This is a genomic window from Nocardioides humi (assembly GCF_006494775.1).
Lineage (GTDB): Bacteria > Actinomycetota > Actinomycetes > Propionibacteriales > Nocardioidaceae > Nocardioides > Nocardioides humi.
Map to the genome: position 1 here is coordinate 5,586,314 of NZ_CP041146.1, position 14,575 is coordinate 5,600,888.

The 14,575-nt window shown below is 75.4% G+C and carries 17 protein-coding genes, 1 pseudogene and 2 riboswitches; of the genes and pseudogenes, 8 read left to right on the forward strand and 10 right to left on the reverse strand.

The genetic code is table 11. The features are described 5' to 3' along the window. Positions 1–2: 2 nt before the first annotated feature. Both FIV44_RS26965 and FIV44_RS26970 read right to left on the reverse strand, forming a co-directional pair. Complete coding sequence (locus tag FIV44_RS26965) at positions 3–668, reverse strand: precorrin-8X methylmutase (RefSeq protein ID WP_141007129.1); 666 nt, start codon at positions 666–668, stop codon at positions 3–5. After that, on the reverse strand, positions 661–1,503 hold the full coding sequence (locus tag FIV44_RS26970; RefSeq protein WP_141007130.1) for a nitrite reductase: 843 nt from the start codon (positions 1,501–1,503) through the stop codon (positions 661–663). The genes FIV44_RS26965 and FIV44_RS26970 overlap by 8 nt, the downstream gene beginning before the upstream one ends. A 55-nt stretch (positions 1,504–1,558) precedes the next feature. Then, positions 1,559–1,731, reverse strand: a riboswitch (cobalamin riboswitch). 37 nt (positions 1,732–1,768) lie between these two features. Here FIV44_RS26970 and FIV44_RS26975 point away from each other — a divergent pair. From FIV44_RS26975 to FIV44_RS26985, 3 genes are read left to right on the forward strand one after another with little or no spacing between them, the layout of a single operon-like run. Continuing rightward, on the forward strand, positions 1,769–2,890 hold the full coding sequence (locus FIV44_RS26975) for a Nif3-like dinuclear metal center hexameric protein (protein WP_141007131.1): 1,122 nt from the start codon (positions 1,769–1,771) through the stop codon (positions 2,888–2,890). A gap of 10 nt (positions 2,891–2,900) precedes the next feature. Further along, entirely contained in the window at positions 2,901–3,644 is a 744-nt protein-coding gene (locus tag FIV44_RS26980; RefSeq protein WP_246086647.1) for a zinc ribbon domain-containing protein, read from the forward strand. Continuing rightward, positions 3,641–4,807: a bifunctional RNase H/acid phosphatase gene (locus FIV44_RS26985; RefSeq protein WP_141007132.1), complete on the forward strand. Its 1,167-nt coding sequence runs from the start codon at positions 3,641–3,643 to the stop codon at positions 4,805–4,807. The genes FIV44_RS26980 and FIV44_RS26985 overlap by 4 nt, the downstream gene beginning before the upstream one ends. A gap of 4 nt (positions 4,808–4,811) precedes the next feature. Here FIV44_RS26985 and yaaA read toward each other — a convergent pair whose 3' ends face one another. Beyond that, positions 4,812–5,591 (reverse strand): peroxide stress protein YaaA, encoded by a 780-nt coding sequence (gene yaaA / locus FIV44_RS26990; protein WP_141007133.1) that lies wholly within the window; start codon positions 5,589–5,591, stop codon positions 4,812–4,814. A gap of 24 nt (positions 5,592–5,615) precedes the next feature. Here yaaA and FIV44_RS26995 point away from each other — a divergent pair, with 24 nt between their 5' ends. After that, positions 5,616–7,058 carry an RNB domain-containing ribonuclease gene (locus tag FIV44_RS26995; protein WP_141007134.1) on the forward strand — a complete coding sequence of 481 codons (1,443 nt, stop codon included), beginning with the start codon at positions 5,616–5,618 and terminating at the stop codon, positions 7,056–7,058. Next, on the forward strand, positions 7,055–7,576 hold the full coding sequence (gene cobU / locus FIV44_RS27000) for a bifunctional adenosylcobinamide kinase/adenosylcobinamide-phosphate guanylyltransferase (RefSeq protein ID WP_141007135.1): 522 nt from the start codon (positions 7,055–7,057) through the stop codon (positions 7,574–7,576). Before FIV44_RS26995 ends, cobU begins: the two co-directional genes overlap by 4 nt. Positions 7,577–7,592: 16 nt before the next feature. On the opposite strand, the gene FIV44_RS30915 is transcribed toward cobU, so the two are convergent. The 3 genes and pseudogenes from FIV44_RS30915 to cobT form a co-directional block, all read right to left on the reverse strand. Beyond that, positions 7,593–8,456, reverse strand: a complete 864-nt coding sequence (locus tag FIV44_RS30915) for a DUF1707 domain-containing protein (protein WP_181410863.1) — start codon at positions 8,454–8,456, stop codon at positions 7,593–7,595. Further along, positions 8,449–9,216 (reverse strand): adenosylcobinamide-GDP ribazoletransferase, encoded by a 768-nt coding sequence (locus FIV44_RS27010; RefSeq protein WP_141007136.1) that lies wholly within the window; start codon positions 9,214–9,216, stop codon positions 8,449–8,451. The genes FIV44_RS30915 and FIV44_RS27010 overlap by 8 nt, the downstream gene beginning before the upstream one ends. A gap of 61 nt (positions 9,217–9,277) precedes the next feature. After that, a pseudogene (gene cobT, locus FIV44_RS27015) lies at positions 9,278–10,326 on the reverse strand (nicotinate-nucleotide--dimethylbenzimidazole phosphoribosyltransferase). Positions 10,327–10,349: 23 nt separating this feature from the next. Between cobT and FIV44_RS27020 the strand changes: the two are divergent. After that, positions 10,350–10,952, forward strand: a complete 603-nt coding sequence (locus FIV44_RS27020) for a 2'-5' RNA ligase family protein (RefSeq protein ID WP_141007137.1) — start codon at positions 10,350–10,352, stop codon at positions 10,950–10,952. Here FIV44_RS27020 and FIV44_RS27025 read toward each other — a convergent pair. Together FIV44_RS27025 and FIV44_RS27030 are read right to left on the reverse strand one after the other, a co-directional pair. Beyond that, complete coding sequence (locus FIV44_RS27025) at positions 10,888–11,151, reverse strand: hypothetical protein (protein ID WP_141007138.1); 264 nt, start codon at positions 11,149–11,151, stop codon at positions 10,888–10,890. The genes FIV44_RS27020 and FIV44_RS27025 overlap by 65 nt on opposite strands. A gap of 52 nt (positions 11,152–11,203) precedes the next feature. Then, positions 11,204–11,518, reverse strand: a complete 315-nt coding sequence (locus FIV44_RS27030; protein ID WP_141007139.1) for a DMT family transporter — start codon at positions 11,516–11,518, stop codon at positions 11,204–11,206. A gap of 14 nt (positions 11,519–11,532) precedes the next feature. Next, positions 11,533–11,595: riboswitch (guanidine-III (ykkC-III) riboswitch) on the reverse strand. A gap of 203 nt (positions 11,596–11,798) precedes the next feature. Here FIV44_RS27030 and FIV44_RS27035 point away from each other — a divergent pair. Continuing rightward, entirely contained in the window at positions 11,799–12,002 is a 204-nt protein-coding gene (locus FIV44_RS27035) for a cold-shock protein (protein WP_141007140.1), read from the forward strand. Between the two features lie 81 nt (positions 12,003–12,083). Continuing rightward, a complete protein-coding gene (locus tag FIV44_RS27040; protein ID WP_141007141.1) occupies positions 12,084–12,452 on the forward strand; it encodes a hypothetical protein in 369 nt (122 codons plus the stop codon). 13 nt (positions 12,453–12,465) lie between these two features. On the opposite strand, the gene FIV44_RS27045 is transcribed toward FIV44_RS27040, so the two are convergent. Next, positions 12,466–13,542: a class I SAM-dependent methyltransferase gene (locus tag FIV44_RS27045; protein WP_141007142.1), complete on the reverse strand. Its 1,077-nt coding sequence runs from the start codon at positions 13,540–13,542 to the stop codon at positions 12,466–12,468. A gap of 62 nt (positions 13,543–13,604) precedes the next feature. Further along, positions 13,605–14,492, reverse strand: coding sequence for a PASTA domain-containing protein (locus tag FIV44_RS27050; protein ID WP_141007143.1), 888 nt, complete (start codon positions 14,490–14,492; stop codon positions 13,605–13,607). Positions 14,493–14,575: the final 83 nt, after the last annotated feature.

Genomic DNA, 14,575 nt, shown 5'->3' on the forward strand with positions numbered 1-14,575 from the left:
CGTCACTCCTCCTCCTGCGCCAGCGCGTTGACCGCCGACGACGCCATCGCGGAGCCGCCCCGGCGGCCGCGGACGGTGACGAACGGGATGTCGATGCCGTGGTCGTCGGCGAACGACGCCAGGGCGTCCTTCGACTCGGCCGCGCCGATGAACCCGACCGGGCAGCCGACGATCGCGGCCGGCCGGGGCCCGCCGTCGAGGATCGTCTCGAGCAGGTGGAAGAGCGCGGTGGGGGCGTTGCCGATCGCGACGACCGCGCCGTCGAGCAGCGGCTCCCACAGCGAGACCGCGGCGGCTGTCCGCGTCGTCGACCACGCGCTCGCCAGCGCCGGCACCCGCGCGTCGGTGAGGAAGCAGTGCACCGGGTTGTCGGCGGGCAGCCGGCCGGCGGTGATGCCCATGGCGACCATCCGGGCGTCGCACAGGATCGGCGCGCCGGCGGCCAGCGCGCCACGGGCGGCCGGGACCAGCCGCGGGTGGATCACCAGGTCCTCGACCAGGTCGGTCTGGCCGCTGCCGTGGATCATCCGGACAGCGACTTTCTCTGCCTCGGCCGGCACCCGGGACAGGTCCGACTCGCGGCGGATCGTCGCGAACGAGTCGACGTAGATCGCCGGCCCGTCGGCGATGTAGTCGTACCGGCGCGGGGGAGCGGTCGGGTCAGCCATGGGTCTCCTCGGAGGGCACCAGTACGCCGTGCCAGGGCGTCGCGATCACAGTGGGGGCCGACCACGTGGCGATGGTCGCGGCGTCGAGGCCGTCGTCGCCGACCGGCACGTGCTCGCCGCCGGGGACCGGGCCGAAGGGAAGCGGCCCGGACGTGATGGCGGCGCCCGGCACGGGGGTGACGGGAGCCGTGAGCGGCGTGGCCAGCTCGGGGACGTGCCAGGCGGCGCCCGGCCCGGTGCCGCGCGCGGCCAGGAAGGCTCGGGCGAGCCCGGCCAGGCGCGCGGCGGCCTCGTCGAGAGCGAGCACCGCGCCGTACCCCTCGCCGACGACGAGCTGGGCGGTCCGTGCGTCGAGCGCGACGAGCCCGAGGTCCTTGTGGCGGTCGGCGAGGTCGCCGCGGCCGTCGTCGAGGGTGAACAGGAACCGGCCGGGCAGCCCGGCCAGCAGCTCGTCGCCGAGGAGCAGCGCGTCGAGCGCCGCGACGACGGGCCGCAGGTCGGCCTGGCCGCCGGCCAGGCCGGTCTGCGGCGAAGCCAGGATGTTGCGGACCCGGTCGTGGGTGCGGGAGGGCAGCAGCCCGGTCGCCTCCAGCGCGGCGAGGGCGTCTTCCGCGAGCCGCCCGTCGCCGGACAGCGGCATCGCCCTGACCTGCAGGTTGGCGCGTCCCGTCACCCGGACCCGGCCGTCGCCGTACTCCTCGGCGACCGCGGCCAGCGCCGTCAGCGCGGCGAGCGGGAGCCGGCCGCCCGGCACCCGGATCCGCACCAGCCCACCGTCGTCGGCCGGCCAGGGACGCACGATGCCGGGGCACCGGTCCGGGCGGCTGCGAGCCATGGTGGGTCCTTCGAGGCCGGGGCTTCTCGCGATCGCCCCTCATCGACCTCACGACGGATTGCCGCAAGGGCCAGCAGGTCTTCGGACTCGGGCTCACCCGGCTCGGAGCGCCTTCCCAGACCCCCTGGAGGGGCCCAGTGACCTCGTGCTCCGGCCGTCACCCACACCGCTGCGCGTCAGTCCCGGACTCTCACCGGGTTCCCGTCGACTGGCACCGGCACCATAGCAACCGCGGCGCTCGGGCCTCATCGGTAGCCTGACCGCCATGCCCACCCTCGAGGACGTCGTCGACCTGGTCCACGGCTGGTACCCGCCCGCGACCGCCGACAGCTGGGACGCTGTCGGCCTCGTGTACGGCGACCCGGGCCAACAGGTGAAGAAGGTGCTCCTGGCGGTGGACCCCACCCCGGAGGTGGCGGCGGAGGCGGCCGACTGTAAGGCCGACCTGCTGCTCGTCCACCACCCGCTCTTCCTCAAGGCGGTGCACGGCTTCGCCGCGACCACCCCCAAGGGCCGCACCCTGCACACGCTGGCGAAGGCCGGCTGCGGGCTGCTCACCGCCCACACCAACGCCGACCAGGCCGCCGGCGGGGTGTCGGAGGCGTTCGCGCTGGCGCTCGGGCTGACCGACCTCGCGCCGATCGTCCCGGCGGCCACCGAGCCGTTCGACAAGCTGACCGTCTTCGTCCCCGCGGACGCGGCCGCGCCGGTCCGGGCCGCCGTCGCCGAGGCCGGCGCGGGCCGGATCGGCGACTACGACTTCGCCTCCTTCACCAGCGCGCCGGGCGAGGGCCGGTTCCGCCCCCTCGACGGGGCCTCGCCGATGATCGGCACCGTCGGGTCCCTGGAGACCGTCGAGGAGGTCCGGATCGAGGTCGTGCTGCCGCGCTGGCGCCGGGCGGCCGTGGTCCGCGCGATGCTCGCCGCCCATCCCTACGAGGAGCCGGCGTACGACGTCGTCGAGCTCGCCGACCCCGGGCTCACCACGACCGGGACCGGCCGCGTCGGGACGGTCGAGCCGACCACGCTCGCCGGCTTCGCCGAGTCGGTGGCCGCGGCGCTGCCCCCGACCCACCACGGCGTCCGGGTCGCCGGCGACCCGGACCGCGCGGTCAAGCGGGTCGCGGTCTGCGGCGGCGCCGGCGACTTCCTGCTCGACCGGCTGGCCGGCTCCGACGCCGACGTCTACGTCACCAGCGACCTGCGCCACCACCCGGCCGCGGAGTTCCTCGAGAAGGGCGGCCCGGCGCTGGTCGACGTCGCCCACTGGGCGGCCGAGTGGACCTGGCTGCCCGTGCTCGCCCAGCGGCTGCACGAGGTTCTCGGCGACGCCGTCGAGACCCGGGTGAGCGCGGTCGTCACCGATCCTTGGACAATGCGCCTGTGAGGATGCACCCGTGAACGCCGATCCCGCCGCCCAGCTCCGCCTGCTCGACCTGCAGGCCCTCGATGCGCAGGTCGACCAGCTGCGCCATCAGCGCGCCCACCCGGCCGAGGCCGCCGAGATCAAGGACCTGCTCGGCAAGCGCGTCGACGTCGACGGCCGGCTGCGCGACCAGCGCATCGTCGTCGACGACCTCACCGCCGCGCAGGCCAAGGCCGACGCCGACGTGGAGCAGGTCAAGGCGCGTCGTGCCCGCGACCGGGACCGGATGGACTCCGGCGCCATCGCCGACCCCAAGGCCCTCGAGCGGATGCAGCACGAGCTGGAGTCCCTGGAGCGGCGGATCTCCACGCTGGAGGACGAGGAGCTCGAGGTGATGGAGCAGCTCGAGGAGGCGCAGTCCGCGCTCACCGAGCTGACCTCCGCCCTCGAGGACCTCGACGCCCGGCTCGGCGCGCTGACCACCGCCCGCGACGAGAAGGTCGCCGCGCTCGACACCGAGATCGGCGCGGTCTCCGGCGACCGCGCCGCGGTCGTCGCGGAGATCCCCGACGACCTCCTCGCCCTCTACGAGAAGCTCCGCGCCAGCAAGGGCGGCGTCGGCGTCGGCGCCTTGCGCGCCCGCCAGTGCGGCGGCTGCCAGCTCACCCTCGACGCCGGCGAGCTCGCGGCGATCCGCGCCACCCCGGCCGAGACGGTGCTCCGGCACGAGGAGTGCCAGCGGATCCTGGTCCGCACGCCCGAGAGCGGCCTGTGAGCCCTGCGCCGGACCGGGTCGTCGTCGAGGCCGACGGCGGCTCGCGCGGCAACCCCGGCCCCGCGGCGTACGGCGCCGTGCTGCGCGATGCCGCGACCGGAGCCGTGCTCGCGGAGGACGCCCGCACGCTCGGCATCGCGACCAACAACGTGGCGGAGTACTCCGGACTGGTCGCCGGCCTCAAGCTCGCCCTCGACCACGCCCCCGGTGCGCAGATCGAGGTGCGGATGGACTCGAAGCTCGTCGTCGAGCAGATGTCCGGGCGCTGGAAGATCAAGCACGCCGACATGCGCGCGCTCGCCGCCGAGGCCGGCGCGCTGGCCCCCGACGGCACGACCTACACCTGGGTGCCGCGCGCCGAGAACGCCCACGCGGACCGGCTCGCCAACGAGGCGCTCGACGGGACGCGCGTCGGGGTCAGCGTCCCCGGCGACGGGATCCCCGACGAGCCCGAGTCCGCGGCCGAGGAGGCGTCCTCGCCGGCGACCGGGCCCGGCCAGCCGACCACGATCGTGCTGGTGCGCCACGGCGTCACGCCGCACACCACCGGCCGCCGGTTCTCCGGCGGGCTCGGCGGCGACAACCCCGCGCTGTCCGAGGAGGGACGCGCACAGGCCGCCGAGGTCGCCGCATGGCTCACCGAGCTGAAGGAGAGCGTCGACGTCGTCGTGGCCTCGCCCGTCCGGCGTACCCGGGAGACGGCCGACATCGTGGCGGGCGCCCTCGGGCTGCCTGTCGAGGAGGAGGCCGCCTTCGCCGAGATGGAGTTCGGCGAGTGGGACGGGCTGAGCTTCACCGAGGTCGCCGAGCGGGACCGCGCCCGGCTGGACGCCTGGTTCGCCGACATGGCCGCCGCTCCTCCGGGCGGCGAGTCCTTCGTGGCCGTGCAGGAGCGGGTGCTCGCCGGGCTGGCCCGGCTGCTGGAGTCCCACGCCGGCCGGACCGTGGTCCTGGTCAGCCACGTGACCCCGATCAAGACCCTGGTCGCCCACGCGCTCGACGCCCCGCTGGAGACGCTGTTCCGGATGGAGCTCGCTCCCGCCGCGGTCTCGGTGCTCGCGTTCTACCCGGACCCGCGCACCGGCGAGCAGAAGGGCTCGATGCGCTTCTTCAACGCGCTCGCCCCCGGCCGGCGGACCCTGCGCGACACCGGCCGCTGGTGACGGATCAGAGCTCGCCGACGACCACGTCGAGCTGGGTGCCGCTCCTGCCGGGCGGGCCGACCTCGACCCGCCAGCCCAGCCGCTCCAGCGCGGCGGCGAGCGCGGCGGGCGTGCGCGGGTCGGCGCCGTCCTCGAGCAGGGCGCGGACGATCCGGCCCTTGGTGGCCTTGTTGAAGTGGCTCACGACCTTGCGGGTCCCGTCGTGCTCGTGGAGCACCCGCACCGTCGCCACCCGCCGCGCCAGCTCCGGGCCGGGGCGCCAGAAGCTCGCGTACATCCCCGAGCGCAGGTCGACCAGCAGCCCGCGGCCCAGCGCGTCGGCCATCACCGCCGACAGGGCCTCCCGCCAGACCGCGGCGACCGGGCCGAGGCCGGGGAGGGAGACGTCGCCGGAGAGCCGGTACGACGGGATCCGGTCGCCGAGGCGGACCATCCCGAACAGGCTGGAGGCCACCGCGACCCGGCTGGTCGCCCGGCGCTTGGCCGCCGTCGACAGCGTGGCGACGTCGAGGGCGTCGTACAGGACGCCGGTGTAGATCCGGTCCGCTCGCGCGGTCGGCGCGTCCGGCAGCTCGGCGTTGCGGTCGACCAGGTCGGCCTGGCCGGCGGAGAGGCCGAGCACCTCGGCCGCCTTGGCCGGGTCGTCGCGGCACAGCTCGACGAGCGCGTCGAGCACGGTACGGCGCGCGCCGGTCAGCGCGGGGGAGGACAGGGCGGCGAGGTCGAGCGGCTGGCCCCGCCGGGGAACGGCCTTGCCCTCGCTCGGCGGCAGCAGGATCAGCACGGGCGCAAGGATAGGGTCGGCGTCATGCCGAGCAACCTCGTGGTCCGGGTCAGGGCGAGCTCTCCGGCGATCCGGGAGGGGCTGGCGGCGATCGCCGCGGAGCTGGACCTTCCCGGCGAGTTCCCCGCCGAGGTGACCGCGGCCGCCGAGCAGGCGGCCGCCGCCGTCGTACTCCCCGACTTGGACCGCACCGACCTGCCCTTCCTCACCATCGACCCGCCCGGCTCGATGGACCTCGACCAGGCGGTCCACATCGAGCGCGCCAGCGACGGCTTCACGGTCCACTACGCCATCGCCGACGTCGCCGCGTTCGTGCGGCCCGACGACCCGGTCGACGTCGAGGCCAACCGGCGCGGCGAGACGCTGTACGGCGCCGGCACCCGGATCCCGCTGCACCCGCCGGTGCTCTCCGAGGGCGCCGCGTCGCTGCTGCCCGACCAGGTCCGGCCCGCGCTGCTCTGGACGATCCGGCTCGACGCCGAGGGCGCGACGACCGACGTCCGGGTCGAGCGGGCCCGGGTGCGCTCGACGGCCCGCTGGTCGTACGCCGAGGCGCAGGCCGCCCTCGACGCCGGCACCGCCGGCGAGGTGCTCGCGCTGCTGCGCGAGGTCGGCCGGCTCCGCGAGCAGCAGGAGATCGCCCGCGGCGGCGTCTCGCTGCCACTGCCCGAGCAGGAGATCGACGAGACCGACGACGGCTTCCACCTCGTGTTCCGCGAGCAGCTGCCGGTCGAGCTCTGGAACGCCCAGATCTCGCTGCTGACCGGCATGGGCGCGGCCTCCCTCATGGTCGAGGCGAAGGTCGGCCTGCTGCGCACCGTCCCGCCGCCGGACCCGCGCGATGTCGCCCATCTGCGGCGGGTGGCCAAGGGCCTGCGGATCTCCTGGCCCCAGGACCGGGACTACCCCGACTTCGTGCGCTCCCTGGATCCCGCGGTGTCCCAGCACCAGGCGATGGCCGTCGCGTGCACCCGGCTGCTGCGGGGCAGCGGGTACGCCGCGTTCGACGGCGAGCTGCCCGAGCAGACCCGCCACTCCGCGATCGCCGGCGAGTACGCCCACGTCACCGCGCCGCTGCGCCGCCTCGGCGACCGGTACGCCGGCGAGGTGTGTCTCGCGATCTGCGCCGGCACCCCCGTCCCCGACTGGGTGACGGCGGCGCTGCCCGGCCTGCCCAAGACCCTCCAGGACTCCGCCCGCCGTGCCGGGGCCTACGAGCGGGCCGTGCTCGACCTGCTCGAGGCCGCCGTCCTCACCGGCCGGGTGGGCGAGGAGTTCGACGGCGTGGTCACCAGCGTCCGCGAGAACGACCCGACCGCCGGCGTCGTCGTGCTCGCCGACGTCGGCGTCGAGGCCCCGGTGACCTCCGCGGACCCCCTGCCGCTGGGCGAGGACGTCCGGGTCACCCTGGCCACCGCCGACCTCGCGTCCCGCAAGGTCGCCTTCACCCGGGGCCGAGAGGCGTGAGGATCCTGGTCACCGGCGGCGTCCGGTCCGGCAAGTCCCGCCACGCCGAGGCGCTGCTCGCCGACGCGCCCGCGGTCACCTACGTCGCCGCCGGCCCGATGGACGACGACGCCGACTGGGCCGCCCGGATCGCGGCCCACCGCGCCCGCCGGCCGGCCGGGTGGGCCACCGTGGAGACCCGGGACGTCGCCGGGGCGATCGGCGCTGCCGCGGCGCCCGTGCTCGTCGACTGCCTCGGCACCTGGCTCACCGGCGTGATCGACGACGCCGCGCTGTGGGAGGCGCCGGTCGAGCGGGTCGAGTCCCAGGTCGGCGGGCACCTGGACGCGCTGGTCGCCGCGCTGGCCGGGACGGCGGAGCAGGTGGTGGTCGTGACCAACGAGGTCGGCCTGGGCGTCGTACCGGAGCACCGGTCGGCGCGCCTGTTCCGCGACCTGCTCGGCACGATCAACCAACGGGTCGCCGAGGCCTGCGACGAGGTGCACCTCGTGGTCGCCGGGCGGGTCCTGCGCCTATGAGGCTGAGCCCGACCCGTCAGGAGCGGACGAACGGCGAGCGGGCGAGGACGTCGCCGGCGAGATCCGTGTACATCGCGCCGCTCTCGCGGTACCCGTTGGTCACGTAGAACACCACGACCGGCCCGTACCGCCGGTCGTGGGTGAACTCGAACTGCACGCCGGTGGGGTTCTCGACGTTCAGCGAGCGCTCGGCCTCGGGCACGTTGCGGATCGCCGCGGCCTTGTCGATCCTGCGCAGGTCGATGGCCCGCTCGTCGGGATTCGTGATCGGCATCGGGTCGAAGATCGTGCTCCAGCGCCGGTCGGGATCCCAGTTCCACCACCGCAGCCGCCGCTTCCGCAGCGGCCCGACGGGGACGTGGGCGTTGGCCCGATCGGTGCCGTTGACCGACAGCTCGTAGGCCCACCAGGTGCCGTGCTTCTCGTGGTAGTCGGCGAAGAGCACCTCCAGGCCGGCCACGGTGAGCAGGCTGGGGACCGGCTCGGGAGTCGGGGTCGGGGTCGGCGTGGGTGTCGGCACGGGCGTGGGGCTCGGCGTGGGGGTCGGGGTGGGTCGTGGCGTCGCGCGCGGCGCCGTCTCCGGCTCCCCGCCGCGGGCGGCGAGCGCGGCGGCACCGGCGGCTCCCGCGGCCACCAGCCCGCCGACGGCGAGCAGGAGGCCGCGGCGGCTCGGCTGCGCCTCGGGGAGCAGCGGCGGCTCGCTCAGGTCCTCGACCAGCGCGGCCAGCTCGGCCAGCGTCTCGACCCGGACCGCCACGTCGGTGCGCTCGAGCTGGTCGTCCCGGCCGAGCTCGCCGCGCTGCCGCGCCTCGGCCAGCGCGCGGACGACCGCGAGCCGCTCGGTGCTCCTCGGCGGCCGCCCGGGCAGGTCGTCAGGCACCCGCCAGTCCTATCAGGAGCACGGCGAGCGCCAGCTCGATGCCCGCGCCGAACACGTCGCCGGTGACCCCGCCGAGGCGGCGCACGGCGTGGGCCGTCAGCACGACGACGACGAGCGCCGCCACGCCCACGGTGACCGGTCCGCGGACCGGGTCGACCAGCATCGCCAGCGCGGCGAGGCCGGCCCAGCCGACCACGGCGACCGGCACCGGGACCCGTCGGGTGAAGGTCACGCCCAGCCCGTCCGCGCGCGCCGGCGGAGCGAGCCGGCACGCCGTGATCCAGAGCGCGGCGCGCGAGGCGCACACCGCCGCGCCCGCCACGACGGCGGTGCGGACCTCGCCGCCGTAGGAGACGAACCAGGTCAGCCCGGCGGCCTGCGCCCCCAGCACCAGCACCAGGGCCGCGACGCCCGCGGGGCCCGCCGTACCGCTCTTCATGACGGCCAGCGAACGCTCCCGGTCATGGGAGGAGGTGAGGCCGTCGGCGACGTCGGAGAGGCCGTCGAGGTGGAGGGCGCGGCTGCCGGCGGCGAGCGCGGCGAGGGCGACGAAGGCGACCGCGAGCGCGGGCAGGTCGAGCCGGCCGCCGCCCCACACGACCACGCCCACGAGCGCACCGAGAGGGAGGACGGCGAGCGGCGCGAGCAGGAGCGCACCGGTCGCGACGCCGGGCGTGACCCGCAGCACCGCGGGGACGCGCAGCGCGGTCAGCATCCCGATCGACAGCCGCAGGCTGCGGCCGGCGACGGCGACGCTCATCCGGGGTCCCCGCGCAGTTGTTCGGGGGAGCGAAGCGGCGGAGAAGAACGTCGTGGGGTGGTCATGGCTGCTCGGGGGCCGGGGGCATCAGGTCGGCGAGCAGCGCGACGTCGCGCAGCAGCGCCACCGCCGAGCGCAGCACCGGGACCGCCGCCACCGCGCCGGACCCCTCGCCCAGCCGCAGCCCGAGGTCGAGGGCCGGCTCCAGGCCGAGCTTCTCCAGGGCCAGCGCCTGCGCCGGCTCGGTCGAGCGGTGCCCGGCGGCGAACCAGGCGGCGGCGCCGGGGGCGATCCGCTCGGCGTACAGCGCGCAGGCGACGGACATCAGGCCGTCGAGGAGGACGGGTACGCCGCCCTCGGCCGCCTGCACGAGGTAGCCGGTGGTCGCGACCAGGTCGGCGCTGCCGAGCGCGGCGAGCGCGTCGAGCGGGTCGGCCACGCGGTCGCCCGCGCGGTCGAGGGCCTGCTGGACGAGGGCCTGCTTGTGCGCGAGCGCGGCGTCGTCGACGCCGGTCCCGCGGCCGGTGACCTCGGCGGCGGGCAGGCCGAGCGCGGCGGCCACCAGCGCGGCGGCGGGCGTGGTGTTGCCGATGCCCATGTCGCCGGAGAGCAGGAGCTGCGCCCCGGCGGCGATCTCCTCGCGTGCGACGGTGCGGCCCGCGTCGTAGGCCCGCGCGGCCTCGTCGGCGCTCAGCGCGTCCTCCACGTGGATGGCGCCGCTGCCGCGTCGTACCTTGTGGGCGGTGACGTCGGCCGGCACGCCGTCGAGGTCGTCGTCGACGCCGAGGTCGAGCACCCGCACGTGGACGCCGTGCGCCGCCGCGAGCGCCGAGACGCCCGCCTTGCCGAGCACGAAGGTGCGCACCATCGCGGGCGTGATAGCCGGGGATAGGCCGACACGCCGTGCCGGGCGACGCCGTGGTCGCCGGCGAAGATCACCAGCCGCACCTGGTCGAGCGGCGCGGGCGGGCAGACGCCCTGCGCGGCGCTCAGCCAGACGCCGAGGTCGCCGAGGCGGCCCAGCGCCCCGGCGGGCGTCGCGAGGCCGGCGAGGCGCTCGGCGGCCTGCGCGCGGACGGCGGGTGCGGGCGGCGGTACGACGGCGCTCATGCCCCGCAACCTATCCTCCCGGCGTGGCCCATTCCGTCCTCGCGGTCCCCGTCCCGGCCCTCGAGCCGTACGTCCGCGCGCGCTGGGAGCACTACGACGCCGCCTGGGTCTCCCGGGACCCGGCCTTCACCCACGCCCACATCACCGCGTTGGCGCCCTTCCTGCCCGCGCCCTCGGCCGCCGACCTGGCCCGGGTGGCGGAGATCGCCCGCACCACGCCGGCCTTCGACTTCGTGCTCGACGAGGTCGCCGCGTTCCCGGACGGCATCGTCCACGCCGTGCCCACGCCCGCCGCCCCCTTCGCCGAGCTGACCGCGCGGCTGTGGCGGGCGTTCCCGGACTGTCCTCCCTACGCCGGTGAGTTCGCGGACGTCGTCCCCCACCTGACGCTGGACCGCCTCGGCCCCGCCGTCTCCATCGGCTCGGTAGCGGCGGAGGTCGGCGGCCTGCTGCCGGCGCGCACGCGGGCGGAGCGTCTGGAGCTGCAGTGGTACGACGAGGGGGACTGCCGCGTCCTCGCCGCCTGGCCGCTCGGCGCCCCGGCGGTCGGGGATCCGGTCGTCAGTGGTCCGGCCCGGGGAGCCGGTCGCGCAGCCACGTCGTCGTCCCGGGCGGCAGGCCCTTGAGCTTCGGCCGCTCCGCCAGGGGCGCGACGAGCAGCGCCGTGCCCTCGGGCAGCGACCACTTCAGCTCGTGGTAGACCCGGGACAGGCTCTCGGTGCTCTCGACCACGACCAGGCCCTCGGCGAGCCGGCGCAGCTCCGTCCAGGGGCCGTGCGCGTCCTCGGGGACGGCGGCGGAGGACCAGGCGAGGAAGACGGCCATGACGTTCGTGGTACCCGTCCCGGGCGCCGGGAACCGCCGGCCCGCTGGAGGCTCAGTGCGCCAGCTTGAGCCCGATGACGCACCCGACCAGGCCGAGCAGCAGCAGGATCCGCACCACGCTGACCGGCTCCTCGCCGCTCGCCATCGCGATCACCACCGTGAGCGCCGCGCCGATCCCGACCCACACGGCGTACGCCGTCCCGATGGGCAGCGAGCGCATCGCGTAGCCCAGCCCCAGCATGCTCGCCACCACCGCGACGAGGAACACCAGCGACGGCGCGAGCCTGCTGAAACCCTCGGACCGTGACAGGGCCGTCGCCCACACCGCCTCGAGCCCGCCGGACACCACCAGCACCAACCACGCCATGACCAGCCACTCCTCGTGGCCGTCTTGTCGCGCTCCGGGTACGGCTCCCTCGTCCGGCAGCCGAGAGACGGCTGTGCGGTGATCCTAGACGTGAGGCCCAGCGGTGCTAGGGTTGCCGTTGTTGAAGTGGCTCCCCGCAAGGGAGCCTTCCGCGCCCACGGTGGGTGTGGTTCATCTTGTGCTCTTGGTCTTCGGTTTCAGCTGGGCATCAGGCAAGACGGATGTCTTCAGCACCAGGCACCGGCACGACGTCGGCGCCGCGAACACCAAGGAGAGAAACATGGCTCAGGGCACCGTCAAGTGGTTCAACAGCGAGAAGGGCTTCGGCTTCATCGCCCCGGCCGACGGCACCCCGGACGTCTTCGTCCACTTCTCGGCCATCCAGGGCACCGGCTACAAGTCCCTGGACGAGAACCAGCAGGTCGAGTTCGACGTCACCCAGGGCCCGAAGGGCCCGCAGGCGGAGAACGTCCGCGCCGTCTGACGTCCGTCTGACGCTTCGCGAGGGCCCTGGCACCGTGGTGCCGGGGGCCCTCGCACGCCCGGGTCATGGGAGGGTGTGGGCATGGGGCGCCGGATCCTGCTCGTCGTCGGTCTCGCCGGGACCCTGCTGGCCGTGGCGCTGGTCGTCCTGGTCATGAACGTCACCTTCTACCTCGCGGCCTCGGTCCCGCCCCGCTCCGACCTGCCGGACCTGCCTCCCGGACTCAGCCTGACCGACGAGGACGACGGCTGCGGCTCCGGCAGCTGCTACCGCGAGTTCACCGTGGTCGGCGCTCCCGGGGAGTCGGCGTCCTCGATCCACGCTCGCCTCCGCTCCGGCGAGGGCTGCTCCCGGCACTCGCTCTTCGACTGGCGGCCGCTCTGCGTCGAGTACCGGATCCAGGGCAAACAGGTGCGCGGCAGCGTCTCGCTCGGCACGTGGCTCGGCTGAGCCGGCACAACCTCTAAGAGCCCGCAGGCCTGCGCGCGACGTAGAAGTAGTTGAACGGGTCGGTCCGGATCTCCTGGACCTCCACGTCGACCAGGCCCGCCTCCTCCAGCATCCGCACCGCCGTCCGCCGGCCCCACACGGTGCCGAGCCCGGCGCCGCCCTGGGCGAGGGACACCGTCATGCAGTGCATCAGGCTCAGCGTGTAGAGATAGCTCGCCCACGGCAGGGTCAGGTTGTTCTCGACCCCGGACTCGGCCTTGATGTCGACCATCAGCAGCGTGCCGCCGGGACGCAGCGCGGCCGCGATGCCGGCGAGCACCCGGTCGGGGAACGCCTGGTCGTGGATGGCGTCGAAGGCCGTCACGACGTCGTACGCCGCCTCCTCGCCCAGCTCGGCGACGTCGCGGACCTCGAACCGGGCGTTGGCCAGGCCCCAGTCGGCCGCCTCCGCCCGGGCCGCCTCGATCGCCTCGGCGCCGAGGTCGTACCCGACGAACTCGCCGGCCGGGTAGGCCCGGGCCAGCAGGTTGACGGCGTGCCCGGACCCGCAGCCGATGTCGGCCAGCCGCGCGCCCTGCGTCAGCCGCTCGTGGAGCCCGGGCACCGCCGGGACCACGACGTCGAGCAGGCCCGCGTCGTGGGTCGCGGCGGCGTCCTCGGCCATGAGGGCGTGGAACCGCGGGTAGTGCTCGTACCCCAGCCCGCCGCCGTACCGGAACCGCTCGCGCAGCTCCGGCTCCACCCCGGCCAGCATGGTCAGCATCTTCAGGCTCCGGGCCAGGTTGACCGGACCGTCGGCGGGGGTCAGGCAGGCCGCGTGCTCCGGCGGCAGCGCGTAGCGGCCGGTGGCGGCGTCGTACGTCGCCACGCCGCCGGCCACGATCCCGTCGAGCCACTCCCGCAGGTACCGCTCGTCCACGCCGGCCGCCTCGGCCAGCGTGCCGCTGTCGGCCGGGCCGGTGCGCGCGAGGACGTCGAGCAGCCCGAGCTCGTCGCCGATGCCGAGGAGCAGGCCCAGCGCGGAGTCGTTCATGACCCGGACCATGCGCTTCTGGAACGCCTTCGCCGCGTCCCGGTCGATCGCCGTCATCGTGCTCGTCCTCCTCGTCGTCGGAGGCCTCACGATAGGTGGTGGGGAGTCAGGCGGTGGCGTCAGTCGCAGCCGATGCCGTTGCCGTCGCGATCGAGGTCGTACGGGTCGCTGCCCGTGACCCGCACCGTCCCGTACACGTACTCGGGGCCGTCGCCCGAGCCGCCCGCGCAGTCGTAGTCGCTGGCCGGCGCCAGGCAGGGGGAGTAGCCCGGCGTGCAGTTCCTGTCTGCCGGCGGGCTCTGTGCCAGTGGCGCGATCTGCACGTCGGAGACCACGATCCTGATCGTCGCCCCCGGCCGCTTCCCGGTGGCGGCGCCGGGCCGCTGCTCCAGGACGACGCCGTCCGCACCCGTCCGGGTCACCCTCGTCGAGACGTCGACGACGAAGCCCGCCCTCTCGAGCCGCTTCACCGCCTTGCCCTCCCGCAGCCCGAGCACGTCCGGCACCTCCGGCAGGGGCGCCGCGAGCACCACGTCGACCGACGACCCCGGCGCCGCCTCCGTACCGGCGGCCGTGCTCTGCCGGAGCACCGAGTCCGCAGCCCGCCGCGAGGGCTCCGTCGCGATCTCCCCGAGCACCAGGCCGACGCCCTCCAGCGCCGCCCGCGCCTCCTCCCGGTCCTGCCCCACGAGGTCCGGCACCGCCACCGGGACCGCCGCCGTCGGCGTACCGGTGGGCTTCTGGTCGACGACGGCGTCCACCTCGGGCGCCGAGGCGGCCGGCGCCTCGTCTCGCCCGGTCGGCGACGGCTCGTCGGGAAGCGCGAGGACGAGCACCAGGAAGGCGGCCGTGGCGCCGGTGAGGACCCACCTCAGGTTCGTGGTCAGGCCGGGGCGCAGCCAGACCCCGACGAGGCCGAGCGGGAAGCAGAGGAGCAGGGCGGGCACGATCACCCACCACGTCTGCCACAGCGGCAGGCGCGACGGTGGTCGCGACAGCATGGACATCGGCGCTCCTGCGGCCCTCGACCCGGCCGGAGCCTCCGGCCGGGTGGCCACGGTAGATCGGCCCGCGGGCTCGGGTGGTGGAA

Excerpts from the sequence above, each read along its gene's own strand:
- FIV44_RS26975 (WP_141007131.1), top strand. The coding sequence starts at position 1,769 with ATGCCCACCCTCGAGGACGTCGTCGACCTGGTCCACGGCTGGTACCCG.
- FIV44_RS27035 (WP_141007140.1), top strand. The coding sequence starts at position 11,799 with ATGGCTCAGGGCACCGTCAAGTGGTTCAACAGCGAGAAGGGCTTCGGC.
- FIV44_RS27050 (WP_141007143.1), bottom strand. The coding sequence starts at position 14,492 with ATGTCCATGCTGTCGCGACCACCGTCGCGCCTGCCGCTGTGGCAGACG.
- FIV44_RS27040 (WP_141007141.1), top strand. The coding sequence starts at position 12,084 with ATGGGGCGCCGGATCCTGCTCGTCGTCGGTCTCGCCGGGACCCTGCTG.
- FIV44_RS27010 (WP_141007136.1), bottom strand. The coding sequence starts at position 9,216 with ATGAGCGTCGCCGTCGCCGGCCGCAGCCTGCGGCTGTCGATCGGGATG.
- FIV44_RS27030 (WP_141007139.1), bottom strand. The coding sequence starts at position 11,518 with ATGGCGTGGTTGGTGCTGGTGGTGTCCGGCGGGCTCGAGGCGGTGTGG.
- FIV44_RS26965 (WP_141007129.1), bottom strand. The coding sequence starts at position 668 with ATGGCTGACCCGACCGCTCCCCCGCGCCGGTACGACTACATCGCCGAC.
- FIV44_RS26970 (WP_141007130.1), bottom strand. The coding sequence starts at position 1,503 with ATGGCTCGCAGCCGCCCGGACCGGTGCCCCGGCATCGTGCGTCCCTGG.
- FIV44_RS26995 (WP_141007134.1), top strand. The coding sequence starts at position 5,616 with ATGCCGAGCAACCTCGTGGTCCGGGTCAGGGCGAGCTCTCCGGCGATC.
- FIV44_RS27045 (WP_141007142.1), bottom strand. The coding sequence starts at position 13,542 with ATGACGGCGATCGACCGGGACGCGGCGAAGGCGTTCCAGAAGCGCATG.
- FIV44_RS27025 (WP_141007138.1), bottom strand. The coding sequence starts at position 11,151 with ATGGCCGTCTTCCTCGCCTGGTCCTCCGCCGCCGTCCCCGAGGACGCG.